Source organism: Allobosea sp. 10L422 (assembly GCF_056395345.1).
In genome coordinates this window covers 271,477-296,309 of sequence record NZ_JBFTJI010000002.1, presented here as the reverse complement: position 1 = coordinate 296,309, position 24,833 = coordinate 271,477, and the positions used below count along the sequence as shown (strand labels likewise).

The 24,833-nt window shown below is 65.5% G+C and carries 25 protein-coding genes and 1 tRNA gene; 11 read left to right on the top strand and 15 right to left on the bottom strand.

Annotated features, from left to right (window positions below):
* Positions 1-142 precede the first annotated feature (142 nt).
* The 6 genes from AC1DEZ_RS05800 to AC1DEZ_RS05775 form a co-directional block, all read right to left on the bottom strand.
* Positions 143-218 (bottom strand) — tRNA-Ile (locus AC1DEZ_RS05800).
* Positions 219-331: 113 nt separating this feature from the next.
* Entirely contained in the window at positions 332-2,740 is a 2,409-nt protein-coding gene (locus AC1DEZ_RS05795; protein WP_476778989.1) for a methyl-accepting chemotaxis protein, read from the bottom strand.
* A 313-nt stretch (positions 2,741-3,053) separates the two neighbouring features.
* Positions 3,054-3,464, bottom strand: coding sequence for an acyl-CoA thioesterase (locus AC1DEZ_RS05790; protein WP_441512146.1), 411 nt, complete (start codon positions 3,462-3,464; stop codon positions 3,054-3,056).
* A gap of 321 nt (positions 3,465-3,785) precedes the next feature.
* On the bottom strand, positions 3,786-5,021 hold the full coding sequence (locus tag AC1DEZ_RS05785) for a class I SAM-dependent methyltransferase (RefSeq protein ID WP_476778988.1): 1,236 nt from the start codon (positions 5,019-5,021) through the stop codon (positions 3,786-3,788).
* Positions 5,018-5,821 carry a DUF1365 domain-containing protein gene (locus AC1DEZ_RS05780; protein WP_476778987.1) on the bottom strand — a complete coding sequence of 268 codons (804 nt, stop codon included), beginning with the start codon at positions 5,819-5,821 and terminating at the stop codon, positions 5,018-5,020. Before AC1DEZ_RS05780 ends, AC1DEZ_RS05785 begins: the two co-directional genes overlap by 4 nt.
* The gene (locus AC1DEZ_RS05775) at positions 5,818-7,131 is read right to left on the bottom strand and encodes an NAD(P)/FAD-dependent oxidoreductase (RefSeq protein ID WP_476778986.1); all 1,314 of its coding nucleotides are present in this window, start codon (positions 7,129-7,131) and stop codon (positions 5,818-5,820) included. The genes AC1DEZ_RS05780 and AC1DEZ_RS05775 overlap by 4 nt, the downstream gene beginning before the upstream one ends.
* Positions 7,132-7,521: 390 nt before the next feature.
* On the opposite strand from AC1DEZ_RS05775, the gene AC1DEZ_RS05770 reads away from it, so the two are divergent.
* The 6 genes from AC1DEZ_RS05770 to AC1DEZ_RS05745 are packed head-to-tail and all read left to right on the top strand — an operon-like array spanning position 7,522 to position 11,433.
* Entirely contained in the window at positions 7,522-7,905 is a 384-nt protein-coding gene (locus AC1DEZ_RS05770) for a hypothetical protein (protein WP_476778985.1), read from the top strand.
* Positions 7,906-7,934: 29 nt separating this feature from the next.
* Complete coding sequence (locus tag AC1DEZ_RS05765; RefSeq protein ID WP_441512141.1) at positions 7,935-8,303, top strand: DUF2147 domain-containing protein; 369 nt, start codon at positions 7,935-7,937, stop codon at positions 8,301-8,303.
* A 40-nt stretch (positions 8,304-8,343) separates the two neighbouring features.
* Positions 8,344-8,991: a sigma-70 family RNA polymerase sigma factor gene (locus AC1DEZ_RS05760; protein ID WP_476778984.1), complete on the top strand. Its 648-nt coding sequence runs from the start codon at positions 8,344-8,346 to the stop codon at positions 8,989-8,991.
* On the top strand, positions 8,988-9,614 hold the full coding sequence (locus AC1DEZ_RS05755; RefSeq protein ID WP_476778983.1) for a ChrR family anti-sigma-E factor: 627 nt from the start codon (positions 8,988-8,990) through the stop codon (positions 9,612-9,614). The genes AC1DEZ_RS05760 and AC1DEZ_RS05755 overlap by 4 nt, the downstream gene beginning before the upstream one ends.
* Positions 9,611-10,411 carry a DUF1295 domain-containing protein gene (locus AC1DEZ_RS05750; RefSeq protein WP_476778982.1) on the top strand — a complete coding sequence of 267 codons (801 nt, stop codon included), beginning with the start codon at positions 9,611-9,613 and terminating at the stop codon, positions 10,409-10,411. The genes AC1DEZ_RS05755 and AC1DEZ_RS05750 overlap by 4 nt, the downstream gene beginning before the upstream one ends.
* Positions 10,411-11,433, top strand: coding sequence for an SAM-dependent methyltransferase (locus AC1DEZ_RS05745; RefSeq protein ID WP_476778981.1), 1,023 nt, complete (start codon positions 10,411-10,413; stop codon positions 11,431-11,433). The genes AC1DEZ_RS05750 and AC1DEZ_RS05745 overlap by 1 nt, the downstream gene beginning before the upstream one ends.
* Positions 11,434-11,456: 23 nt before the next feature.
* Here the strand turns inward: AC1DEZ_RS05745 and AC1DEZ_RS05740 are convergent, their stop codons facing one another.
* A complete protein-coding gene (locus AC1DEZ_RS05740) occupies positions 11,457-11,870 on the bottom strand; it encodes a DUF2177 family protein (RefSeq protein WP_441512136.1) in 414 nt (137 codons plus the stop codon).
* 144 nt (positions 11,871-12,014) lie between these two features.
* On the opposite strand from AC1DEZ_RS05740, the gene AC1DEZ_RS05735 reads away from it, so the two are divergent.
* A complete protein-coding gene (locus tag AC1DEZ_RS05735) occupies positions 12,015-12,860 on the top strand; it encodes an alpha/beta hydrolase (protein WP_476778980.1) in 846 nt (281 codons plus the stop codon).
* Between the two features lie 142 nt (positions 12,861-13,002).
* Here AC1DEZ_RS05735 and AC1DEZ_RS05730 read toward each other — a convergent pair whose 3' ends face one another.
* On the bottom strand, positions 13,003-14,250 hold the full coding sequence (locus tag AC1DEZ_RS05730) for an MFS transporter (RefSeq protein WP_476778979.1): 1,248 nt from the start codon (positions 14,248-14,250) through the stop codon (positions 13,003-13,005).
* Positions 14,251-14,430: 180 nt separating this feature from the next.
* On the opposite strand from AC1DEZ_RS05730, the gene AC1DEZ_RS05725 reads away from it, so the two are divergent.
* A complete protein-coding gene (locus AC1DEZ_RS05725; RefSeq protein ID WP_476778978.1) occupies positions 14,431-15,450 on the top strand; it encodes a 2-dehydropantoate 2-reductase in 1,020 nt (339 codons plus the stop codon).
* A gap of 38 nt (positions 15,451-15,488) precedes the next feature.
* Here AC1DEZ_RS05725 and AC1DEZ_RS05720 read toward each other — a convergent pair whose 3' ends face one another.
* On the bottom strand, positions 15,489-15,776 hold the full coding sequence (locus AC1DEZ_RS05720; RefSeq protein ID WP_441512132.1) for an HlyU family transcriptional regulator: 288 nt from the start codon (positions 15,774-15,776) through the stop codon (positions 15,489-15,491).
* 205 nt (positions 15,777-15,981) lie between these two features.
* Here AC1DEZ_RS05720 and AC1DEZ_RS05715 point away from each other — a divergent pair, with 205 nt between their 5' ends.
* The gene (locus tag AC1DEZ_RS05715; RefSeq protein WP_441512131.1) at positions 15,982-16,299 is read left to right on the top strand and encodes a hypothetical protein; all 318 of its coding nucleotides are present in this window, start codon (positions 15,982-15,984) and stop codon (positions 16,297-16,299) included.
* Between the two features lie 150 nt (positions 16,300-16,449).
* Complete coding sequence (locus AC1DEZ_RS05710) at positions 16,450-16,701, top strand: DUF2798 domain-containing protein (protein WP_441512130.1); 252 nt, start codon at positions 16,450-16,452, stop codon at positions 16,699-16,701.
* 6 nt (positions 16,702-16,707) lie between these two features.
* Here the strand turns inward: AC1DEZ_RS05710 and AC1DEZ_RS05705 are convergent, their stop codons facing one another.
* The 4 genes from AC1DEZ_RS05705 to AC1DEZ_RS05690 form a co-directional block, all read right to left on the bottom strand.
* Positions 16,708-17,133, bottom strand: a complete 426-nt coding sequence (locus AC1DEZ_RS05705; protein ID WP_476778977.1) for a secondary thiamine-phosphate synthase enzyme YjbQ — start codon at positions 17,131-17,133, stop codon at positions 16,708-16,710.
* A gap of 7 nt (positions 17,134-17,140) precedes the next feature.
* Positions 17,141-17,752 carry a LysE family translocator gene (locus AC1DEZ_RS05700; protein ID WP_476778976.1) on the bottom strand — a complete coding sequence of 204 codons (612 nt, stop codon included), beginning with the start codon at positions 17,750-17,752 and terminating at the stop codon, positions 17,141-17,143.
* A gap of 100 nt (positions 17,753-17,852) precedes the next feature.
* Positions 17,853-18,380 carry a T6SS effector amidase Tae4 family protein gene (locus AC1DEZ_RS05695; RefSeq protein WP_441512127.1) on the bottom strand — a complete coding sequence of 176 codons (528 nt, stop codon included), beginning with the start codon at positions 18,378-18,380 and terminating at the stop codon, positions 17,853-17,855.
* Between the two features lie 258 nt (positions 18,381-18,638).
* Positions 18,639-19,478 (bottom strand): DUF6602 domain-containing protein, encoded by an 840-nt coding sequence (locus AC1DEZ_RS05690; RefSeq protein WP_476778975.1) that lies wholly within the window; start codon positions 19,476-19,478, stop codon positions 18,639-18,641.
* Between the two features lie 1,044 nt (positions 19,479-20,522).
* Here AC1DEZ_RS05690 and AC1DEZ_RS05685 point away from each other — a divergent pair.
* The gene (locus AC1DEZ_RS05685) at positions 20,523-22,487 is read left to right on the top strand and encodes a DNA-directed RNA polymerase (RefSeq protein ID WP_476778974.1); all 1,965 of its coding nucleotides are present in this window, start codon (positions 20,523-20,525) and stop codon (positions 22,485-22,487) included.
* Between the two features lie 355 nt (positions 22,488-22,842).
* Here the strand turns inward: AC1DEZ_RS05685 and AC1DEZ_RS05680 are convergent, their stop codons facing one another.
* Both AC1DEZ_RS05680 and AC1DEZ_RS05675 read right to left on the bottom strand, forming a co-directional pair.
* Entirely contained in the window at positions 22,843-23,055 is a 213-nt protein-coding gene (locus AC1DEZ_RS05680; RefSeq protein WP_476778973.1) for a hypothetical protein, read from the bottom strand.
* A gap of 4 nt (positions 23,056-23,059) precedes the next feature.
* Positions 23,060-24,781 (bottom strand): DUF6538 domain-containing protein, encoded by a 1,722-nt coding sequence (locus tag AC1DEZ_RS05675; protein WP_476778972.1) that lies wholly within the window; start codon positions 24,779-24,781, stop codon positions 23,060-23,062.
* Between the last annotated feature and the right edge of the window lie 52 nt (positions 24,782-24,833).

Here is a 24,833-nt window from a genome sequence, read left to right as displayed (position 1 = left end):
ATGTCTGATTGTGGCGCTCATCGATGCAACCGACGGGCGCTACACCGCATCGTCAGCCTCCGCATGTTGCTATCGCCAGACCGCCCTGAGTTGCAGAAGCCACGCCGCTGGGCACGGTCCGGTTCGCAATTCTGATCGGAAATGGTGGGCCGGGCCGGACTCGAACCGGCACCGGCGCTGTTATGAGCAGCGAGCTCTAACCATTGAGCTACCGGCCCGTCACTCGCCTAGCACCGTGCGAGGCCGGCAAGCAAGGCGATAGCGGCCACATCGAAAAGGAAAAGGCCCTGCGCAGCTGCGCAGGGCCTTCGTCTTCTCGGCGTGCCGTTGTTCAGGCCGCGGTCGCCATGGCCGGCTTGTCGTGATGCCCGGCGGCATGGCCTTCGCGGAAGGTGAAGCGGGCGATGTGCTCGGTCAGCGCGCGCGTCTGCTCGTCCGTCAGCGCCAGTGCCGCGTTGGTCTCTTCGACGAGGGCCGCGTTCTGATGCGCCATCGTGCCGATGCCGTCGATCTCGGTGTTGATGGCCGAGACGTCGTTGGCCTGGTTGCGCGCAGTCTGCGAGATGCCGTTCATCAGCCCGGTCAACTCGTTCACCGACGAGACGATCGCACCGAACATGGCGGATGTCTCCTCGACGAGGCCGACGCCGACCTTGACGTCCCCATGCGCGGCCTCGACCAGCTTCTTGACGTCGTTCGAGGCATCAGCCGAGCGCTTGGCGAGGCTGCGCACCTCGGTCGCGACCACCGCGAAGCCCTTGCCGGCATCGCCGGCGCGCGCCGCCTCGACCGCCGCGTTGAGCGCGAGCAGGTTGGTCTGGAAGGCGATCTCGTCGATCATCGCGATGACCTCGGAGATCTTGCTCGAGGACTGGCGGATGCGCTGCATCGCTTCGAGCGCGGAGGCGACGACCTTCTCGCCCTGCTGGGCGCGCTGCTCAGCGCCCTCGGCCATGCCCGTGGCCTGGGCCGCCTCGCTCGCGGTCTTCTTGACGGTGCCCGCGAAGGCGCCGAGCTGGTTGGTGGCCATCGAGACGGCGTTGCTCTCCTCGCTGGTGCGCTCGGCGAGGTCGGTGACGCCGTCGAGGATCTCGCTGGTGGCGCTGCGCACGGCCGAAACCGTCTCGGCCAGCCGCGCCAGCGTGCTCTCGAACTCGTCGGCCAGCGCATTAGTGCCGTCCTTGAGCTCGGCAAAGGCACCCTGATAGAGCCCCTCGATACGGGCCGAGAGATGACCGGCCGAGAGTTCCGCCAGGACGTCGCAGGTCTCGGACAAGCCGGCCTGCACCGTCTCAAGCAGCGTGTTGACCGAGCCGGCGAGCGCATTGAGCTCGGCATCGGCGAACTGGGCCGCGACACGCTGGCTGAAGTCGCCGGCGGCGGCGGCGGCCACCACCACGCCGAAGGCCTCGCCCAACTCCTGCATCATCTGCCGGCGCTGCTCCTGCGCCCGGACCTGATCCTCGATCTTGGCGGCTTCGGCGGCGCGCAATGCCACCGCATTGTCGCGGAAGAGTAGCACGCTCTTCGCGATGTCGGAGATCTCATCGTTGCCCTTGGTGTCGACGGCGGTCTCGAGCGCGCCGTCGGCGATCGCCTTCGTGGCGGCCCAGAGGCGGTTGAGGCGCCCCACGATCATCGGCCGGACATAGAACAGCGACAGCGCCAGCGCGATCAGCAGCGAGCCGAGCCCGATACCGCCGAGCCAGAGCTTGCTCTGGTCGATCAGCGCCCCGCTGGCCTCGCCCGAGGCCACGGCTTCGCTGCGCGCCGTGCTGACCAGCTCGCCGACCTGGGAGCGAACCGCTTCGGCGGCGACATGGGTCTGCTTGAGGCCGGCCTGGATCGCCGTGCTGGTGTTCAGGTCGCGCTCGCGGATCGCAATTAGTCCGCTCTGCCCTTCGCCGAGGTCGATCACGGCGTTGACGGCCTGGGCGCGCGCCGGATTGGCCTGGATCTTGTCCGCCGCGGCGAGGAAGCCGCGAACCTGGCCCAGGATCGCCTTGAAGCGCGCCTTCGCGTTCTCCAGCTTCTCGGGGCTCTCGATCTGGGAAATCTCGCGCAGCAGCCCGACCAGCTCGCTGACCTGGAGCTGCAGCGCCTGTGCCGTCTGCAGCGCCGCCAGATCCTTGTCGATGATGTTGGACAGCGCTTCCTCGACTTCCTTGCCGGTGAGCTGGGTGGCGCTGGCGATGTTCATCTTGACGTTGAACTGGGCATCGCCGGTCTCGAAATCGGCGAGCGCGGTGAAGCCTTCACGGGCCTTCGAGAGCTTGCCCAGCGCTTCGCCCTGCTCCGAGGCGTTGCGCAGCCGGTCGCCGGTCAGGTCGTTGATGTCGTTTATCTGGCGCCACAGCGCGTCGATCGCTCCCTGTGTCTTCGCCTTGTCGACCTGACCCTGATCGGCAATACGGCGCAGCAGGTCCATCTGCCGGACTTCGACCTTGTCGAGCTCGCCCGTCAGGGCGGAGCGCTGCTGGACCGACTCGATCTCGCTGAAGCGCGCCGCCAGCGCGGTCGACTGCGTCGCCGCCTGCGACAGCTCGAGCGCGAGTTCCACGACCGGCATCTTCTTGCCGACGAGATCGTCCACCGTCTGGTCGACGCGATTATAGGAGAACCATGCGACCGAGGAGGAGACGAGGGTCAGAGCCGTCATCATACCGAGCGCGGCATAGATGCGTGCTGCGATGCCGATCCGCAACGGCTTGCCCTCACGCGCGGGCTTGGCTTTCGTCATGAAGTCGTACTCCGGATATCACGCAACGCTGAACGACGAACTTAAGGGAAACGAGGTGCCGGCCGGGCCGCAGCCGGGAGGCGGCTGTTCGACGGCGCCGCGGCCACGGGAATCCCCTCCCTCCCCTGGCGGCGGCCAGGCGGCTGGACCCGCATGCGGCATCGAACGGACATGAATTCCCCCGGCCGGGTCTTCCCCGGTCTGTCGGAGCAAAGCATCGTCCGGGCGCGCTTAAAGAACGGTTTAAAAATGGATTCTTTTGAATCACATTGCCGGAGGGCGACTTCATCCCCCGTTAGGAATTGAGGCGCGGTCAGTCCTTGGCCGGCTTCGGCACCGGGCGCGGACGGCCCTCCTCGTCGATCGCGACGAAGGTGAAAGTCGCGTCGGTCACCTTCTCATGCAGCGTGGTCCGGAAGCGCTTCGCCCAGGCCTCGACATGGATCTTCATCGACGTCCGGCCGATCGACTCGATCTCCGTATAGACGCTCAGCACGTCGCCGACCTTCACAGGGTGGATGAAGGTCATCGCATCGACAGCAACGGTGACCACGCGCCCTTGCGCCTGATCCACGCCAGCGATGCCGCCGGCCTGGTCCATCCGCGACATCACCCAGCCGCCGAAGATGTCGCCATTGGCGTTGGTATCGCCGGGCATGGCGATTGTCCGCACCGTCAGCGTGCCGCGCGGCTCGTGTTCGTGGCGGTGGTCGGCTTTGGTCATGGGAGTCCTGCGAGTCTCGGCGGGGTATTCGCCGGCGATGATGGCGAGGCGGCCGGCGACAGGCAAGCGCGCCGCTGCCCACTGTGCCTCGCGCAACGCCCAGAGCACGGGCCGGCAGGCGGCGCCCGATAGAGCTCATCGGCCACGCCGTCGCCGCGCCGCCGGGGCTGGACAACCTGCCCTTGGCCACCGACACGCCCTTCGCGATCACCGTGGGGCCGGCATCGGCTGCTCCGGCCGGACTCGTTGTCGCCAAAGGGCTGATGATGCGTCGCCTCTGACCGCGAGGGGCCGCAGAGTGAGTGCGGAACGCTGCGGCCGTCAGCGGCCCCGCAGGCTGATGAGGTTGACGTCGATCGTCCGCGCCCGGAAACCGGCTTCGCAATAGCAGAGATAGAACTCCCACAGGCGGCGAAACGGCTCGTCGAAGCCGAGCGGCGCGATCTCGTTCCAGCGTTCGAGGAATCGCCGCCGCCAATCCTTCAGGGTCAGGGCGTAGCTGTCACCGAAGTCGAGTTGCTCGACCACGCCGAGGCCGGCCGCCATCGCGCTTCGCTTTAGCGCCGGGACCGATGGCAGGCAGCCGCCGGGGAAGATGTAGCGCTGGATGAAATCGGTGCCCTGCTGATAATCCTCGAACATCGCGTCATCGATCGTGATGGCTTGCAGGACCACGCGGCCCCCGGGCCGAAGCGAGCGGCTGAGCGTGGCGAAGTAGGACGGCCAATAGGCCCGGCCCACGGCCTCGATCATCTCGATCGAGACGATGCGGTCGAACTCGCCCGAGACGTCTCGGTAGTCCTGAAGCAGGACGCTGGCGCGCTCGGCAAGGCCAGCTTCCGCGATGCGCCGTTGCGCCGCTTCGAGCTGGGCGGGAGACAGCGTGATTGCGGTCACGCGGCAGCCTTCGCGGGCGAGCCGCTCCGCGAGCGCGCCCCAGCCGCAGCCGATTTCAAGGACACGCTCCCCCCCGGAGAGGCCGAGCATGGCGACGAGCCTGTCGAGCCGCCGCTGTTGCGCTGCCTCGAGCGTTTCCGTCGGATCCGCATAGAGCGCCGAGGAGTACATCATGCTGGCGTCGAGCCAATGGCCATAGAACTCATTGCCGAGATCGTAATGCGCCGCGATGTTGCGGCGGCTGCCGCTGCGCGTATTGGCGTTGAGCCGATGCCGCACGCGGTTGAGCAGGCGCGCAGGCCAGGCGCCGGAGACGAGCTTGCGCAGCGTCGCGTCGTTGCGCGCGCCGAGTTCGATCAGCGCCGTGAGATCCGGCGTGTACAGGTCGCCGTCGCGATAGGCGTCAGCCAGGCCGATATCGCCGTCGAGCAGCAGGCGGCGCATCGCTCGCCAGCTTGTCAGGATCATCGTCGCCTGGGGTCCGGCCACAGCCTGAGCGCTGCAATGGCGCGCACCGTCCGGTGTGAAGACCGTCAGACGGCCGATCTTGATGTGGGACAGCAGCCGACGCAGGAACCAGCGCGACAGGCCGACGCCACCCGGCAACGCGAGCGGCTGCTCGCCCGTCCGGAGATGCTGTTCGGTATCGGGCCGGCTCATGGCTGCATCGGTCCTTTCGCATGCCGGGTCACGGCGCAGCCCACGCTGAAGGGGCGCTCAGGCGCGGCCGGATGAGGCCGCCAGGGAATGCGCTTCGCCAGCAACCTCAGCGCATGCCAGTGGATGGCGGCGGTGACCTTCAGCGTGAGGAGCGGGTGGGTCGCCAGGAGCAGCAGCAGCGCCGCGTCGCTCAGTGCCCGTCTTTTGCCGCCGAGCGTCGTGGCGATGAGGCGCCCCTCGGCATCATGACCGTCGATCGCGACGGAGACGCGCTCGCCGGGTGGCGCGACTGAAAAGGTGTAGCGCATATCCAGGCCCATGAAGGGCGAGACGTGGAAGAGCTTGCAGGCTTCCTGGCGGAGCGTTCGCCCGGCAGCATCGGCGGGCGCGACGTAGCTGTGGGTCTCGCCGAAGGTGTTGTGCACCTCATAGACGGTGGCGCAGAGGCTGCCGTCGCGGCGATAGCAGAAATATGTGCTGAGCGGATTGAACGCGTAGCCGAGGATGCGCGGCATGGTCAGGAGGCGTATCGGGCCGCCGTCATGCGCGATCCCGGCATCACTAAGGGCGGCTTCGATCTGCGGGCGCAGGGGTCGCCCGCTGCGATCTCCGTAATCCGCGTCACGAAAAGCGTAGAGATTGAAGCGGTTGCGCGAGAACAGCGAAAGCCTGGCGGCCAGCTCATCGATCTCGTCGAGATCGATGAGCATCCAGAAGACGCGATAGGCCAGCGCGTGCGGCCGGGGCCGGAACCGATGATGCCGCACCCGGCCGACATAGAGGGCCGATTGCCAGGTCATGCGGCCTGCTCCAGCCGGGGCAGAACGGGAATGCGGCCGGATTCATCGCGAACCCGCCAGGGCCGACGGACGCCGCCGAGCGCCTCGGCAACGGCGAGCCCCGCCTGCAAGCCATCCTCATGGAAGCCCGATCCGAAATAGGCGCCACAGAACCAGCTTCGACGCGCTCCCTGCAGCGCCCAGAGCCGCTGCTGCGCATCGAGCGCCGCCGCATCGAACAAGGGGTGTTCGTAGATTTCCTCATGCAGAACGGCATCGCCGCGCAGCGAATCGGGCGGGTTGAGCGTGACGAAGAGAGGCGGCGCGTCCGCCAAGCCTTGCAGCCGGTTCATCCAGTAGGTGACCGCACAGGCGGCGTCCGGCCTGGCACGGTCGCCGATATGGTTCCAGCTTGCCCAGGCGCGGCGACGCGTCGGCATCAATGCGGCGTCGCCATGCAGCACGGCGCGGTTGCGGCTGTAGCGGAAGGCGCCGAGCGCCTGCACCTCGGCCATATCGGCGTCCGTGAGCATCGCGAGCGCCTGGTTGGCATGGGTGGCGAAGACGACCGCGTCGAAGCACTCGCTCCAGCCCTCGCCCACAAGCACGACCTCGCTCGGACCACGCTTGACCTGCCTCACCGGCGAGGACGTTCTGATTTCGCCCGAGAAGGCCTTTCGCAGCCTGTCGACATAGACGGCGCTGCCGCCTGTCACCGTGCGCCAGGCGGGCCTGTCCGCGAGCTGCAGCAATCCGTGATTGTGATGGAAGCGCAGGAAGGCGGCAGCAGGATAGGACAGGATTTCCGAACACGGGGCCGACCAGATCGCAGCCGCCATCGGCAGGAGATGGTCGTCCCGGAAAGCGGCGCCGTAGCCGCCGGCCGCGAGGTAATCACCGAGCGAAATCTCGGCCGCGCCACCCGCGAGCGCGTCCCTGGACGCGTTCCGGTAGAAGCGGGTGATGTCCTGCAGCATCGCCCAGAAGCGCGGCCGCACCAGATTGCTGCGTTGGGCGAACAGCCCGGCGACGCTGGTACCGCTATATTCGAGCCGGCCTCCGTCGAGCGACACGGCGAAGGACATCTCGGTCGACCGGGTGGCGACGCGAAGATGGTCCATCAGCGCGATAAAGTTCGGATAGGTCGCCTCATTGAAGACGATGAAGCCGGTGTCGACCGCAGTCTCGCTGCCAGCGCCGGCAACGCGAACCGTGTTGGCGTGACCGCCGAGGCGGCGCGACGCCTCGAACAGCACCACCTCATGCGCTTGCCCCAGCAGCCATGCTGCCGCCAGGCCGGAGATGCCGGCGCCGACCACGGCGATCTTCATCGCCTTTCCCCCTGCTCGCTCCATGGTCGCGTCCCCGCTTTTCATGACCGGTATACGCGGCCCGCGCCGGACTGGATTTGCTGTGGCGCGACCAAAAACGCGCGGGCGAGGTGACCCACCCTTGGGTCTCGCTCGTAAGCGAAGAAAGGTCGGAACATTCCGCGAGGGTTCGATAATGCCGATGAGCCGAGTGAAGCGCTTGGTCGCGGCGATCGGCGCCTATTCAGCCGATCCAGATCCGCGGGCTGCGATCGCCAATACAGTCGCGATCGTGGTCGTCTCCAACCAACCCTTCTATCCGTTCTATCTCCACTGGGCGGTCTCGCCCGTCGCCACGCCGTCCTATGTCACCTTCCTGTCGACGCCGTTTTTCGTAGCGTACCGGTCGCCATGCGGCGCAGCCCTTTGGCCGGGCGGGCGCTGCTTCTCCTCGCCGGCATCGGCAACACATTGCTCTGTCGCGTTGCCTTCGGCCCAGGCTCCGGCGTCGAAGTCTTCCTGTTTCCCTGCCTGATGCTCGCGCTCATGCTGTTTCATCGCTCGGAGCGCGCCTTCGCATTGGGCTTCGCGGCGCTCGCCTTCGTCACCTATCTGCTGCCGACGGCGCTGCTGGGGGCGCCGCTGCACCGCTACCAACCGAGCGAATACGAAGCTCTGCAGCGCCTGAATTTTCTGAGCGCCGCATCCCTGACCGTGCTGATCGGATGGCTCTTCGCCACACGCCTTCACACAATTTCGCGCCCCTATGAAACCGACCGCGACCGTGGAGCGTAGACGAAGTCGTTCGCTGAAAGGACACCGCCATGAGGCGTCTGCTGCTCGCTCTCGCGCTGGTTTCGTCTTCGGCTGCTGGCGCGGCCGCCGCCGATCTCGATGGAACGTGGCTACGCGACGACGGCAATGCGCGCGTGCGCATCGCGCCATGCGGCGACAAGATTTGCGCCACCAACCTCTGGATCGGCGACACCAGCAAGGGCGAGGCGGCTGGCGACAAGCTCATCATGACGCTTGCGCGTCAGCCCGACGGAACGTTCTCGGGAAACGCCTATGACCCCAAGCGCGACTGGAATTATTCGATGACGATCACGGCGACGGCCGGCGCGCTCACCACGCGCGGCTGCATCCTGGGGCGCCTGATCTGCCGTGACGTGAACTGGAAGGCCGTCGAGTGACGGTGGATGATGTCACCGCCGAAGTCGGGCCGGTGATCCGATGCGACGACGCCCACGTATTTCGCATATGGTTCCCGCACTCGCCCTGACTCTCGATGGCATGCGCAAGGCGGGAGCTATCGCGCAAGGAGGTCGGTTCGTCGTCTTGTTCGACCCCAACATATTGATTGCCGCTATTGCGCGCTCGGGCGACCGGGCGGCCTTTGCAGCGCTGTTCGATCATTTCGCGCCGCGGGTGAAGGGATTGCTGATGCGCGGTGGAACCTCGGCCGAGCTCGCCGAGGAGGTCGCGCAGGAAACGCTGCTCGCCGTCTGGCGCAAGGCAGCGCTGTTCGACCCCGAGAAGGCGAGCGCCTCGACCTGGATCGCGACGATCGCGCGCAATCTGCGCATCGATATCGCCCGCCGGGAAACCCGTTCGCGACTGTCGCAAGTGTACGAGATTCTGGATGAAGACTCCCCCGAACAGCCCGATGCGACGCTCTCCGGCGCCGAACGTGACGCGCGCGTACGGGCAGCGATGACGCAGCTCTCGACCGATCAGTACCGCGTGGTCGAACTCGCCTTCCTTGAAGGCTTCAGCCATCAGGATGTTGCCCGCCGCCTCGCCATCCCGCTCGGCACAGTGAAATCGCGGCTACGTCTGGCACTGTCGCATCTGCGCGGCCGGCTGGAGGATCTGCGATGAGCATCATGCATCGCCCATCCGACGAGACGCTCGCCGCATTCGCCGCAGGGCAGCTCGACGAAGGCTTCGCACTGGTCGTCGCCTGTCATATCGAGGCGGATCGGAAGAGCCGGCAACGGCTGCGGGAACTTCAGGCCGTGCAGGGCGCGCTGCTGGATGCCGCGGAGCCCGTCGCGATGGCGTCCGGCCCACGCGATGCGGGCACCGCGGCAGGGGAAATTCCGGTATCGGTTGCGGCCACCCCGACGCCCGAGACCGGGATGCCGCAGGTGCTGCGCCCTTACGGCCTCGGTCCCTGGCGCCCGATCGGCATCCGCATCGCCATGCGGCGCGTCGAGGTTCCCGGCGCCGAGGCCCGTGTCTTCATGCTGCGCGCCGGGCCGGGCATCGCTTTGCCCCATCACAAACATAGCGGCCTCGAATGGACCACGATCCTCTCCGGTGCCTATGAGCACGAATACGGACGCTATGCGTCCGGCGATTTCGACGAAGCGGATTCCGAGCATGACCACACCCCGCGCGTCGATCCCGTCGAAGGCTGCACCTGCATCGTCGCCATGACCGGCAACGTGCTGTTCCAGGGCTGGCTCGGGCGCTTGCTGCAGCCGCTGGTGCGGCTGTGACGATCGCCTCCTTCGCCGGAGCTGCGGTGTTCACGGCCCTGGCGATGTCCGCCTTCATGTCGCTGGCCGCGTCGATCGAGCGCCGGACCGGCAATTCCGGCTGGATCGACGTGGTCTGGACTTTTGGGCTGGGCACCACGGGCATCGTTGCCGCGCTGCTGCCTTTCGGAACAGGCCCGATGTCGCGGAGATTGCTGGTGGCCGGCCTCGCTCTCGCTTGGGCGCTGCGCCTCGGCATGCATATCGCACACCGCACGAGCGGCATCGCCGAAGACCCGCGCTATGCCAAGCTCAAGCGCGATTGGGGCACCGAGGCGGCGCCTCGGATGGTCCGGCTGCTCCAGATGCAGGCGCTGGTCAGCATCCCGCTGGCGCTGGGGATCGTCCTGGCGGCCCATAATCCCGCGCCTTCGCTGGGCTCGCGCGATCTCGCAGGGTTGGCCGTGTTCGTCGCCGGCCTGGCGGGCGGCGCCCTCGCGGACGCGCAGTTGCGCGCTTTCGCTCGTTCGGGAAAGGGCGGGGTCTGCGAGCGTGGCCTGTGGGGCTGGTCGCGGCATCCCAATTATTTCTTCGAATGCCTTCTCTGGTGTTCCTATGCGGTGATCGCTCCCGGAGCCGGCTATCCCTGGGGCTGGCTCGCCTTGCTGGCACCGGCCTGCATCACTGTGCTGCTCACCCGCATCTCCGGCATCCCGCCACTGGAAGAGCACATGCTCGCCAAGCACGGCGACGCCTATCGCGCATACCAGCATCGCACCAGCGCCCTGATCCCGCTGCCGCCGAAAGGAGCGACGTGATGACGATCATGCAAAGGCTCTCGACCTGGGGCGAAGGGCTGCCCGTACCCGATGCCGTCAGCCGCATGGTGATCGCGTCGTTGGTCGGGCGCACCGATCGGTCGCTCGCCGCGCAATCGGCCGACGCCGCGGCCTTCGCCGGCGCGATGGCGGCGTTCCCGATTGCCGTCCATACCGACGCCGCCAACGCCCAGCATTACGAGCTGCCTGCCGCCTTCTTCGATCTGGTCCTGGGCTCTCGGCGCAAATACTCCTGCTGCTACTACGCCGACCCTGGCGACACGCTTGCGGCAGCGGAAGAGACGGCGCTGCAACTCACGGCGGAGCATGCCGATCTCGCCGATGGGCAGGACATCCTCGAGCTTGGCTGTGGCTGGGGCTCTCTGTCCCTGTGGATGGCGGAGCGCTATTCGAAGGCGCGGATCGTCTCGGTCTCCAACTCGGCCTCGCAACGCGCCTATATCGAGGAGCAGGCGCGGCGCCGCCATCTTGGAAATCTGCGCGTCGTCACCGCGGACATGAACGACTTCGCGTCGCAGCAGCGTTTCGATCGCGTCGTCTCGGTCGAGATGTTCGAGCACATGGCGAACTGGCGCGCGCTTCTCGGGCGGATTCGCGGCTGGCTGAAGCCGGACGGCCGGCTGTTCATCCATGTCTTCGCTCACGGGCAGGGTTGCTACCGCTTCGATGCCGCCGACGCGGGCGACTGGATCGCCCAGCATTTCTTCACCGGCGGCCTGATGCCGAGTGCCGCGCTCGCGCACCAGTTCCCAGATCTCTTCGACGTCGAGGACGAGTGGCGCTGGAGCGGCGAACACTACCGGGCGACCGCCGAAGACTGGCTGGCGAATTTCGATCGCAACCTGCCGATGATCGATCCCATCCTGCGACAGGTCTATGGTGCGGAAGCGCCGCTGTGGCGCCGGCGCTGGCGCCTGTTCTTTCTGGCAACGAGCGGCCTGTTCGGCCACGCGAGCGGCAATGTCTGGGGTGTCCATCACTACAGGCTGCGCGCCACCTGAGGGGACTGGCCGGTAGGGGACGGCTAAACCCAGCCCCAGTCGGCCGCACGGCGGACGACGCCATAGGCGATCCATGTACACAGACCGACGACGACCGTGCCATAGACGATGTCCGCGAGCGTGATCGTCAGAGTCCAGGGCCGCAAGGTGGCGTAGTTCGTCAGGTCGTAGGTCGCATAGGCGAGCAAACCGATGAGCGCGCCATTCAGCAAGGCAGTGCTTGCGCTCCCATCCCGCAGCGCGGGCATCAGCGCGAAATAGATCACGCCGAGCGGGAAGCCGAAATAGAACAGAGCAGCCGGCCAGTATCGCACCTGCTCGACGATCAGGTCGCCGAGTGCGGGCCTATAGAGCACAGCGGTCATCGTGCCCAGCCAGATGGCATCGCTGATTCCGAACGCGACGAGGAAGGCGATGTAACCGGCAACGAAGCGCATGATGACCTCCCGGGTTGTATGGAGGATACGCCGGGAATGCCGAAGCGGTTCAGTATCGCATCCGGCCTCTGCGCCATCCGGCGAACAGATCCATCGCGGCACGCGAGGCGTATGATTTCGCATGCTCCTCCGGCCGATGGCGACATGACGACCGAGATTTCCCGCCGCGCTATCATTCCGATACTCGCTGTAGCGCCTCTCCCGGGCTGCGCAGCCCTCCGGCCTGGCGGCTTGGCCGAGGGCAAGCGCGACGTCGCCTATGGCTCGCATCCTCGGCAGCGCATGGACATTTATGTGCCGCGCGGTGCCGGAGCGGCTCCGAGGCCGGTCGCCTTCTTCGTTTACGGCGGTTCGTGGGCCAGCGGAGACAAGGAGACCTATGCCTTCGTCGGAGACGCCCTCTCCTCGCGCGATTTCGTCACCGTGATTGCTGATTATCGCCTGGTACCGGAGGTCCGCTTTCCGGCCTTCATCGAGGACGGCGCGCTGGCGCTGCGCTTTGTGCGCGACAATATCGCCAGCTTCGGCGGTGCGTCCCAGGCGATACATCTGATTGGGCATTCCGCCGGCGCGTATAACGCGATGATGCTGACCTTGGACAAGCGCTACCTTGCCGCCGCCGGGCTTCATGCGAGCGCGATCCGTTCCACCGTCGGCCTCTCGGGCCCCTATGACTTTCTCCCGCTCGACATCGACGTCACGAAGCAGGCGTTCGGCAACGCCCACGACCTGGCCCAGACACAGCCGGTGAACTTTGCCCGGCGCGACGCCCCGCCGATCCTTCTGGCGACGGGCTCTGAAGATACGACGGTCCTGCCGCGCAACAGCGAGCGCCTCGCACGGGCGCTCAGAAGAGCCGGCGCCAAATCGGTGTCGCTCAAGATCTATCCGGGGCTCGGCCACGCGGGAACGGCGACATCCATCGCTCGGTTGTTGCAATGGCAGGCGCCGGTTCTCGACGATATCGTCGCCTTTCTCAACGCGACGTGACGCATTCTGGCCCCCGCGAGCCGTTCCCACTTTCGCACTTTGGCATTTTGCCGGCAGCGGATGCGCCACCAGCTTGAGCGCGCCCCGTCGCAATACCCTTCATCTGCAAGGACCCGGAAGGCCACGTCTGGTGCTTGGGCACCTACCGCCCCGCCTCGCCGACCAGTTGAGCCGGCGGCGCAGGGCGCCGCGACCGCAGCATCAGCCAGCAGACCACGCTTAGATTGACGAGGTTCCAGGCAAGGCCGTTGAGGAAGGCCATCCGGTAGGAGCTGAAATAGTCGAAGATCACGCCCGACAGATAGCCGCCGACCGCCATGCCGAGCACCGTCGCCGACATCACGAGGCCGATCCGCACGCCGGCCTGCTTGGCCGGCAGGTATTCGCGAATGACGACCGCGTACATCGGCACGATGCCGCCCTGGAACAGCCCGAAGATGCCGCTGACGACATAGAGCGAGGTCAGCCCGTCGAACCAGAGATAGAGGAAGAGCGCGACGCCCTGCATCAAAGATCCCAGCGCCAGCGTCGCCACCCCGCCGATCCTGTCGGCGACGAAGCCCGAGCCGACGCGGCTGATGATGCCGAGCAGCATCATCAGCGACAGCATCTCGGCGCCGCGGGCGACGCCGTAGCCGAGGTCGCCGCAATAGGCGACGATATGCACCTGCGGCATCGCCATCGCCACGCAGCAGGCGAAGCCGGCGACGCAGAGCAGGAGCTGGAGCTGGTTGGCGCTGAGGCCAAGATCGCCGCGCGCCCCGGCGCTATGCGCCTCAGCGGCGGCCAGCGTCGCGGCCGTGGGCTGGCGGCGGAAGAACGGGGCCAGCGGCAGCATCACCACCAGCGCCACGACGGCGATGCCGAAATGGGTGGCGCGCCAGCCATGATGGGCCAGCCCCCAGGTGATGACCTGCGGCCAGACCACGCCGGCGAGATAGCTGCCCGAGGCACCGCAGACCACGGCAAGCCCGCGATGGCGGCGGAACCAGTGCGACAGGTCGGAGATCAGCGGCGAGAAGCCTGCCGCGCTGCCCATCCCGATCAGCAGCCCATGCGCCAGCGCGAACTGCCAGAGCGAATGCGACAGCCCCGCCGCGGTGTAGCCGGCGGCCAGCAGCAGAGCCCCGGCGATGATCGGCACCGTGATGCCATAGCGGTCCGCGACCCGGCCCATGACGATGTTGCCGGCGCCGAAGCCGAGCATGGCGAAGGTATAGGGCAGCGAGGCGCCCGCGCGCAGCGTCTCGAACTCGCCCTGCATCGCCGGCAGGACCACCACGACCGACCAGGAGCCGACGCAGGCGACGGTGCCGATCACCAGCGCAACGGCAAGGCGCAGCCAGGCATAGGGAGAATCGGGCTGATAACGGTCGGCAGGCTGGGACATGTTTCCTCGGCGGCCACCTGTTTGGAGATGGCTCTTCTCCCGGCAGCTTTAGCGACTGGGACGTCCCGGACAAGCGCACCGGGGGCAGGGCCGCCGCGCGACCGCAGCAGGATCGCCTTGCCGAGCGCGCTTGACGCCTCTCCGCTTTGACGGGACACCGGAACGGCTGGAGCGCGCGACATGACGAGGATCTGCATCTACGGCGCCGGGCTGATCGGCTGCTATATCGGCGGGCGCCTCCTCGCCACGGGCAGCGATGTCCGCTTCGTCGGGCGCCCCGTCATGGGCGAGGTGCTGGCGCGCGAGGGCCTGAGCATCTCGCATTACGACGGCCGCGCCTGGCATGTACCGCCCGCTTCGATCGTCTTCGGCTCGGATGCCGCGATGGCTTCGGGCGCCGATCTCGTTCTCGTCACCGTCAAATCGGGCGGCACGGCCGTGGCCGCTCGCGATCTGGCGGAGGTGCTGCCTCCTGCGGCCGCCATCGTCAGCTTCCAGAACGGCCTAGGCAACGGCGCCCTGTTGCGCGACCTCCTGGATGATCGCACCGTTCTCGACGGCATGGTGCCGTTCAATGTCGTCTCCAAGGGACCTGGCAGGTTCCACCAGGCCTCGGAAGGAAACCTCTATGTGCAGGCCGGCGGCGACGCCGATAAACGCCTCGCGATCTTCGACCGGGCCCGGCTGGCGCTCACGCGGCCGGTCGACATGCGCTCCGTCCAGTGGGCCAAGCTGCTCCTCAACCTCAACAACGCCGTCAATGCGCTCGCAAACCTCCCGTTGAAGCAGGAACTGTCGCAACGCGGCTATCGACGCTGCCTGGCCAAGGCGCAGCGCGAGGCGCTGTCTCTTCTCGGCAAGGCGGGCATCGCGCCGGCGCGGCTCACTCCATTGCCCGCGCGGTGGATCCCGGCCCTGCTCGAATTGCCGAATTTCGTCTTCGGCGTGCTGGCGCGGCGCATGCTCGCCATCGATCCGAGCGCGCGCTCCTCGATGGCCGAAGACCTCGCGGCCGGCCGCCCGACCGAGATCGACTGGATCAATGGCGAGGTGGTCCGGCTCGCGGCAAGCCTCCGACGCGCCGCCCCCGTCAATGCCCGGCTTTGCGAACTCGTCCATGACGCCGAAGCCCAGAGCCTGCGGACCTCATGGACCGCAGACCAGCTTTTGGGAGCGCTGCGGCGGCTCCCCGGCAAATAGCGCGCTCTGGGCGGCGTCGACGGCACCCGCGCCGATGCTCAGCGGAAGATGCGCTCGCCTTCCATGTCGACGATCTGCTGGCCCTTCACCAGGGTGAAGTCTGCGGCTTCGGCCTGTCCCGGGAAGCGGTCGGCGCGGATGAAGCGGTGGCTCTTCGTCTCGCCGTCGATCACCTTCTCGATGACGCCGCAAAGCTGGTACTGGCCGCCCTCCTGATAGGGCGTCGCATGAATGGTGAAACCGTTGTGCTCGATGCTCTTGACCGGGCCGGCCGGCTTCTCCTCCGCGGGCTTGCGACCGCCGAACAGTGTTTTGAAGAAAGACATGGCACCTCCGGATTGCTTGCCGCTGATATAGGACAGGAGCCGCGCCAAGGGGAGCACTGTTTCGGCATGCCGAAAGCGGCGCGTCTCGCTGCTTCAAGCGCTTGAACGACCGTACGGAACTTCCCACATCCAATCTGTTCTGGGCGGTCGCAAGACTTGCCGTCGTCGTGCCGCCCGGGCGGCCGCTTCCGGACAGGAGGTGGCCATGACGTTGATCAAGGTCCTGATGATCGCTGGATTGGCGGGGGTGGCGTTTTCGCCCAGCGCCCTCGCCCAGAAAGCTGCGCCGCACGAGACGCCCTGTGCCGAACGCGCCCATGTTGCCGAAAAACTCCGCGAGACTTTCGGCGAGCGCATGGTCGGGAGTGGCCTGACCGATAGCGGCGTCCTGTTCGAGCTCTATGTCGGCCCCGCCAGCACCTGGACCTTGCTCGCCACCACGCCCGCCGGCGTCAGTTGCCTCGTCGGCGCCGGCGAAGCCTGGGAGCCCCTGCCCAGCCCAGACATATTCGTGGCGCGGTAGACGGCTTGGCACGATCTCGGCAATCGACTATGGAGCCATCATCGGGCTCCGTCCCCGTTCGTAAGCGTCTCACGTCAGGCAACGCGTCCAGCCGGCCCATGGCCGCATCGGATGCATCCGAACAGCCTGCCACTTGCGAAAGCCTGACCTATGCCTCGCCCTGTCTTCCGCCGCCTGCCCGCCCGCTACGCCGGGGTGGCTATGCCGTTCTTCCTGTCCGTGCTGATGACCTTCGTCGTCTCCGGCATCTCGACGCTGAAGGCGCTGGGCCCGACGGCCGAATTCCTGCAGACCTGGCCCGGCTCCTGGGCGTTGTCCTGGATCGTCGCCTTCCCGACCCTGCTGCTGGTGTTGCCCGTGGTCCGGCGCCTCGTCGCGCTGGTCGTCGCCCCGCCGGCTTGAGCGCTGCTAGGCGCCGAGGTGCAGCGCGACCTCGCGCCGATGCGGCCTCGCCCGGTGCTCGAAGAGATAGATCCCCTGCCAGGTTCCGAGCGCGAGGCGCCCGCCCATCACCGGAACCGAGAGGGAGACCGGGGTCAGCGCCGCCTTGATATGGGCGGGCATGTCGTCGGGCCCCTCCGCGCGATGGACGAGATAATCCATCGCCGGATCATCCGCGGATGGCACCAGCCGGCGAAAAAACGCGTCGAGATCCCGCTGCACATCGGGATCGGCATTTTCCTGTATCAGCAAGGAGCAGGAGGTGTGCCGCACGAACAGCGTCAGCAAGCCGCTGGTCTCCCCGCCCGCACGCACGAAGGCGACGGCGCGGTCGGTGAACTCGTAAAGCCCCGGTCCGCGCGTATCGATCGTCAGGATTGCCTGGCGCGACATCGCCGTTTCATCGCTCGGTGAGAGCAAGCTTGGCGCCGAGCGCGACGAAGGCGGCCGCGAAGCTGCGGCGCAGCCACGCCATCACCGCCGGGCGGCCGATGACCTTGTCGCGCATCGCAGCCGCGAAGAGCCCGTAGAGCGCGAAGACGATGAAGGTCATCGCCATGAACACGCCCGAGAGTTCCAGCATCCGCGCCATCGGACTGGCTTCATCCGCCGCGATAAACTGCGGCAGGAAGGCGACGAAGAAGATCGAGAGCTTGGGGTTGAGCAGGTTGATCGCCAGCCCGTCGCGCAGCACGAGCCAGGCCGAGCGCGCATCCGCCTCGGTCTCGACCTTGAGCGTCCCATGCTCCTTCAGCGTCTGCCAGGCCATGTAGAGCAGATAGCCGACGCCGGCATATTTCACGATGGCGAAGGCGAGCGCGCTGGCATGCAGCAGCGCCGCGATGCCCATCATCGCCGCGATCAGGTGCGGCACGATCCCGATCGTGCAAGCGAAGGCGGCGAGCACGCTCGCTTGGCTGCCGCGCGTGAGGCCGGCGGCGATAGTATAGAGCGCGCCCGTTCCCGGCGAAGCGACGATGATCAGCGAGGTGAGGAGGAATTCTGGGGACATGAGGCCTCCGGGCAGTTGGCTCCAAGAAGCCTCTTCCAACCGGCGAGATCAAGTGCCCGGCAACGCTGGGTCGCCAACGCGGTGTCCGATGCACTTTGCTTCAGCGCGCCATCCAGAAATAGAGCTGGCCGTCATGGCTGTTGCCGCTGAGCAGATACTCCTCGGCGACCATGTTGATGCCGTTGAACAGATCCCAATGATCGCCATTCACGCGCTGGAAGAACAGGAAGGACGTGCTCTTGTCGCCTTCCGTCTGGTAGCAATCCTCCAGATAAAGCACGCCCTTCTTGCCGAGCACCGAACGCCATACCTTGTTCGAGGCGCCCTTGACGTCCGGCTCACCATAGACCCGCCGGACTCGCGGCTCCAGTTCCGCTGCCCGGATGAAGAAATTGGCGCTGAGCGTGCCCATCGGGCGCGCTCCACCCACGGGTCCGGCATCGCCATTCACCCGGCTCGCAATCTTCGCCAGATGCTCGATCGTCGCATCGTCCTCCGAGGGCGTCAGCCGCAGCGTATAGCCCATGCAGATCGCACAACGATTGGTGGCATCGCCGACCGTCTTCTTCGCCCAGGGTCGGACCGTCGCGAACCGTTCGGCAAGCGCAGCATAGGTAAATGGCAGCATCGTGCGGTTTCGAGCCTCTACGATCGAGTGGCGTAGCAGCGTACCCTGCTTCGCCCGCTCTCAAGCCGCATCCTGCGTTCGTGGGACATCCTCCGACAGGCTGTCGGAGGGCACATATGAAAAAGGCCGGCGTTGCGGCCGGCCTTCTTTGGATCAGTTGTCCAGGAAGCTCCTGCGCCCCTACGCTTGAAACTAAAGGGAAATTATCGTCAGTCAAGGCCGCTTGTTACACGGCTGAGAGTCACGGAAGTGCTTCGCTTATCTGAACAGCCCTCGGAACTGATGCCTTCCTAGATAAGCTGCCATGTTCGGCCACTGCGCAGAGACGTTAAACGCCGCTTCCGTCAAGAGCAGGAACAGCCAAAGTAAATTTCCATCAGCCTCTTCAATAATGAGGCGCTTTGCCAGAGGCTGCGCTATTCTCTGCGCATCTTCAACTAGAGAAATAGGTGAATTATCAAATATAATTGACCCAAGCCCAAGGCATATACAAGCATCTATTCCGCCGCCGACCACCGAGAGCCGTGGGGACGGAGCGGGAGGCATTCCTGGGTGCTGCTCACGGGGCGGTGGCAAGGGCGCTTGGTTTATTCCAAGATCGCGGTCAGAGCGCTCAACCCAACCATGAACGGTCTCAATCCGAGCCGGACCTGCATAAGAAACCAGAAACGAAATGATCCCAGGCGGAACCCATCCGGTGCTGAAGGACCGGAATAAGTTTCGTGTCAGACGCTTCGCGGCGGCCGCATTGCGATTGGCTGTCGCCAACTCAGCCTCGGTCAAAAGCGACTTAACCTCAATGGTCGCAACGACCGACTCCGCTAAAAACGCGCTAATTCCTCCTCCTAGATCAATACGCGGGCTATCTGATTTGTAGATGACGATATCAAACTGGTTTCTCGGCTCACGGGGCGCTGAATTTGCATCGATAATTTCTCCAGTCCCGACCGCAAGTTTTGAACTCAAATGACCCTGTAAAAATTCGCGAATAAACGCCTCTCGCGGAGTCCCTCGATGCAGCATGTGCCCGGCGTTGGCTGGGATTTGTGAAATGGCAAGTAGATGCCGCTCCACTGCATCGAGATGGGATTTTAGCATGATACGCTTCCGTTCCGGCGCTATGGAGCCGCTCAGCGGGAAAGGGCTCAGTATTTGCCGGGTAGAGCCGAAACTTAAGCCGAACGGCGCTGAGCACGTTGCTTACCCACAAGGAAAAAATGGGCAGCGCACTAGACCCCCTCACCCTCAACCGGCCGCCGTCTCGCCCCCTCAGAGAACCGACCGCGAAGGAAGCCGCGAGACGCCGCAGCGTCGGCATCGAGCGACATCGTGCCCAAGTCCTGGAGCAGCATGCGGATGGCCTCTCGGGGGTCACCGCTGGCCTCATGGAGCTTTGCGCAACCCGTGACGGCCAGCAAGGTCTACCAAGGGTCAACTCGCTAGCGGCGGCCCGTGTTCTTGGTCTTGGGTGCCGGTGTCTGTGCGCCTACCTGTTCATCTGCAACCTCAGGTGCCCCGCGTCGGGTAAGCTCAAGGTCCAGGGCATGGCGGATTAAGTCTAGGCGGGTCTCGCCTTCCTGCCTCACCGCATCAATTCGGGCAGTCGTGCCGGCCGCAAGTGGCAATTCGGTCCTCTCGGGATAACGCAGTTTCCGGCCCATCTCGTGCTCATGCCTCCGCAAAACCAATTTCGTCCAGACGTTATTGACAGCTAATTACGTACAGACGATAAACGGCAGCATCCTCGGAATGACGAGAGGCCGCACCAACATGACATCCCACCTAACGTCCGGCATCAAGCCGGCGACGATTGTCTACGTCACCTCCACCGGCAAACGAATAACCCTCTCTGCGGGCGCCTTTATCAACCGCAGAGCCTTGGGCGTTTAGGCCTCCCCTTAGACCCTAATAACTCGCCGTAACCGTCTGTAATCACGGGCGGAAACCACATTGCGGCAATTCTGTGATGAATTAGGCCACCCTTTAGATGGACCTAGGCGGCATTTTGGCTGCCGTCTGCCTGGGCAAAACTCGCTCTACGAGGCCCCGCTGAGAAGCGCCGGAGGAGCCCCTTGAAGGGCGCCATGTGCCGCGACCGACCTTGAAGCGCTGCCTTCCTCAATCCCACAAGGCAAACATACCATGACCGCCACCGCCCTTTTTGACTGCCGGCCCATCGTGCCGGAAGACCCCTTCGCCCTCCCAGCCACCCCGGCCTTTGATCCTGCCGACCCTTCCACTGCCCAGCACCACCCCATGTGGCCCGACCAGATCGACCTTGAGAAGGGCATGAGGGACGAAGGCGCGGAGGCATACGTCGCCACGGTCGATAAGGCTCGCCGCAAAGGCCACATGGCCCGGCTAGAACCCGTTCGCCACCTGTTGCTTGACTGGGTGCCGAAGGTCTCGGAGTTTATTTGCGCTTGGCGTCGTGCCTACTCCCAAGGCCGTGGCCCGAAACCCACCGCTCTGCCGCTCATCCAGGGAGTGGACCCCGACCTCCTCGCGACCATAACCCTCCGCACCGTCCTCAACCGCATCACGGCCCGCGCCACCAACATCACGCCGCTGTGCATCGAGATAGGCCGCTTCGTGGAGCATGAGCTTCGCATGCGTGCCTGGGAGCGTCACGACAGGCTGGACGAGAAGGCCCGCCGCAAGTTGGCCAAGGAGCTGGCTGCCGAGGGCCTTGAAGTCCCGGAGGACCTCCTCCGCAAGGGCTCCTGGCGCAGCCTCCAAGACAAGCTCACCCGCGAGTTCTCCTCCGCCACGCACCGCCGCATCGTCAACGCCATCATGTTCAACACCGTGGCTGCCGAAGGCGGCATGGAAGGCGTGGACTGGACAGCGTGGTCCGTGGAGCAGCACTTCCGCGTGGGCTCGACCCTGCTAGAGGCTCTGTGCTGCGGCACCAACTGGTTCACCCTGGAGAACGACCCCAACTACGTGTGGAAGCCCGGCTCGAAGAAAGGCCCGGCGCTCGCCCTCCTGCCCCGCCCCGAGATGCTCCAGTGGCTCTCCGAGGCGCTCGACCGTGAGCAAATCTCCCAGCCCGTCTTCAAGCCCACCCTGATGCCCCCCAAGCGCTGGGAGAGCACCAAGGGCGGCGGCTACTGGACGCCCTACGCCCGCACTCCCCGCCTCATCCGCTTCAAGGCCTCCCAGGCAGAGCAGCGTGAAGGGGCGGCCGATGAGTACGAAGCGCTCGACATGCCCGAGGTCTACTCGGCGCTGGCCTTCGTGCAGGAGACCGGCTGGGCAGTGAACACGGGGGTCTTCCACGTCGCGCAAGTCTGCTACGACCGAGGCATCAAGGTGAACGGGATGGTCTCCACGGCGGAGATATCCGACATCATCGAGCCCGAAGACATCGCGGAGAACGCGGACGCTCGGAAGATTTGGCGCAAGGCCCAGGCCTCCGTCTACAGGGCACGCCACGAGCAGGCCACCAAGATGTGGGCCTTGGAGCAGACCATCTCCCTGGCCGACGAGTTCGCCTCCACGACCTGCTTCTACTTCCCCCATATGCTGGACTTCCGGGGCCGCATGTATCCCATCCCGAGCGGCATGCAGCCTCAGGGCAACGACCTCGCGCGGGGCCTCCTGCGCTTCAACGAGGGCCTGCCCGTCACGGAGGAGAATGGTGGCGCCGGATGGATTGCCGTTCAGTTGGCGTCCATGTGGGGCAACGACAAGTGGGACTTCGACAAGCGCATTGCCTGGGTCGAGAAGCACAACGACCTCTGGCAGAAGATAGCCTCAGACCCCATCGGCTACCGCGAGGATGGCCCTGACGGTATGGGCGAAGGCCACGGCTGGGTGAACTGCGACAAGCCCTTCCAGGCCCTCGCGGCCATCCTCGACTGGGCCGGCTTCCTGCGGGAGGGCTACGGCTACTGCTCCTTCCAGCCCATCCAGGTTGACGGCACCTGCAACGGCATCCAGCACCTCGCGGCGATGACCCGCGACGAGGTGGCAGGAAAGCATGTCAACCTCGTGCCCGGCACTGAGCCCCGCGACATCTACCGCTTCGTGGCGGAAGCTCTCCAGGCCAAGCTCGAAGCCCAGGGTGGAGAGCGGACTGACAAGGGGTCTATCGCCCGGTAGCCCGCCAAGCGGGAGCGGGAGATCATTTTTTAAGCGGCCTCATCGCCGCGACCTCCTCCACCGATCAAAGCCCCATACGCCCACCACCAACGCCAGCCCAGCGAAGGCGCACGGCGAGTTGATGTGTGGCGTAGTGGTCAACAGGTCCAACAATCCAATTGTGCGGCCCATAAGCCAGCCCTCCGCTCGAAACTCGATGCCGAGCATGAGGCTGGCGCAAGGTGGTCAACCGTGCACCGCACATGCCTCTGACAACGTCAGCTTCGAGTCTCGAGGCAGATGGTTATGTCGAAAAACTGGCATCAGGCACGCCCCGTATGTGGGGCGGGTGAGCGGCCCGCGCCGGTCAACCGTCTCACTCCAGCCCCGACCCGCTGCCCAACATCTGGATGAAGTCGTGCAGGTTGAGCAGCACGTAGCCGGCCCCTAGGAACCACAGGTACTTTTGCCAGACCGGGGTGGTGGAAGCCAAGGCGACCTGGGAGGCAGCCCCAAGAACACATACCGCCGCCCCTCCGAGCAATGGCATGACGACCAGCGCCGCGAGGAAATTCAAAAGGCTTTCCATCGGGTCAGTCCTCCAGCTTTACGCGGGGGAACTTCGCCATGGCCGCCGCCTGTATCTTGACGGTGGCCCTGCTGCCGTATTGGTCTCCCACCCGCTGCGGTGCGTGCCCTTGGATCGCATCGAGCACCCGGCCCTCAATGCCGGCCTCAAGCCCAACCTCCTTAAAGCGATGCCGCATCCCATGGTAGGGCGCCACGTTGAGGTCCTTGACGTGCTTGCGAGCAAACTGCGCCAGCCGGTTGCGGAGCCCGGTGATTTTCATGGTGACATCGCCATCGCGGCCGGGCGTGAGGAAGAGATGCCCTGGAGGCGAGGCGTCTACGAAGGCCACGAAGCCGACTTCCACGAGGTGCTCATGCACCACCACGTCCCTCGCCTCGTTGGTCTTCACCGTGCCGGCCTCGGGGGTGATGCGGATGACCCAGTTCTCCCCTTCTCTGCGGAGGTCCTGCTTGCGAAGCTGCGCCATCTCGCCAATGCGGGCGCCGGTATAGGCACAGAGCCACGGCACCCACCGCGAGGCCGCGACCGTATGCCGCGCCTTGGTAGTGCTTTCGTAGGTCAATGCCGCAGCGAGCAACGCCGCCGTCTCATCGTCCCGCTGGCTCTTCCCGCGAAGCTGGACTTTCTTGCTCACCTTGAGGGTTAGACCCTCCGCCGCATTGATCGGCAGCTTCCTGTTGGCCTTGGCCCACCCCAGCACCGTCTTGAGCGCCGCGAAGTCGGTATCCTTGACGGTCTTGGGCGAGATCGGCTTGCCCGTCTTCGGGTAGACGCTGGCGAGGCGGTGGTCTTTGTACCGGAGCACGTCATCCGGCCCCACCTTCGCGGCGTCATCGTGCTCCAAGAAGCCCGCGAACTTGAGCAACACGTTGCGGTAGTTCACGTAGGTGACGCGCTTGGTCCCGGTCTTCTCGGCCTCTTTCCACCAATCCTCCACGAGACCCTTGAGCGAGACCGTGGCGGCAGGCGCCGGGGCTGGCACTGCCTGAGGCTTTTCCTGAGGCGGCACCCATTCCGGGAAGCGCTGCGACTTCGGGTCCGGCGAATAGTCGCCCTCTGCGTTCCGAGCGCGGTTCTCTAAGGCATCGCGCAAGGCCTGCACGAAGGCGGCTAGGAGTAGGAGCCGTGAGGGGTGGTCCACCGCTGCGATGCCGCGAGCCAGCAAAAGGCGGTCCACGATTGGGCCGACCACGGGCTCCATCTGGGCTGGCTCGGGCTCTGGGGTGTCGAGCAGTGCGTTGAGCTTAGTTACTTGGGAAAGGGCGCCCCCCGCCTCCTCTACGGGGGAGGCTCCATGCTCAAGCACCCAGTCGTCCCGGCCAAGCTCTCTACCTCTCCGACCCGGCTTGAGGGTGATGCCCATGGTCCCGGTGTTTGGCCACTCCGATGCCCAAGCCCGGTAAAGCTCGCTAGCCAGCGCATGCGCCTGCTTGTTGGTGAGGCTGATAGGCTTGGTGGCACGAAGGCCCCGCCAGACATCCTCAAGGTGGGCCAGCGCATGGGCCTGCCGGCTCTTGGCCACGTTGGGGTCTCGGGTCCTCAGGGAGAACCGGATGGCCTGTGCTTTTGGCGAGATGGTGATGTGATGAAACTCCCCATCGCCCAGAGGGATGGAGAGCTTCAAGTTGGCGGCTCTCGGCAGCACATCGTCAGGGATGCGCTTGACGAACTGCACGAGGGAAGAGTCGGAACGCTTCACCGAACGAACAAGCCTATACAGCATTGGTTACCCGCCTCCGTTACACGGTTCGACGGGCGCAAGTGCTTGATATAGC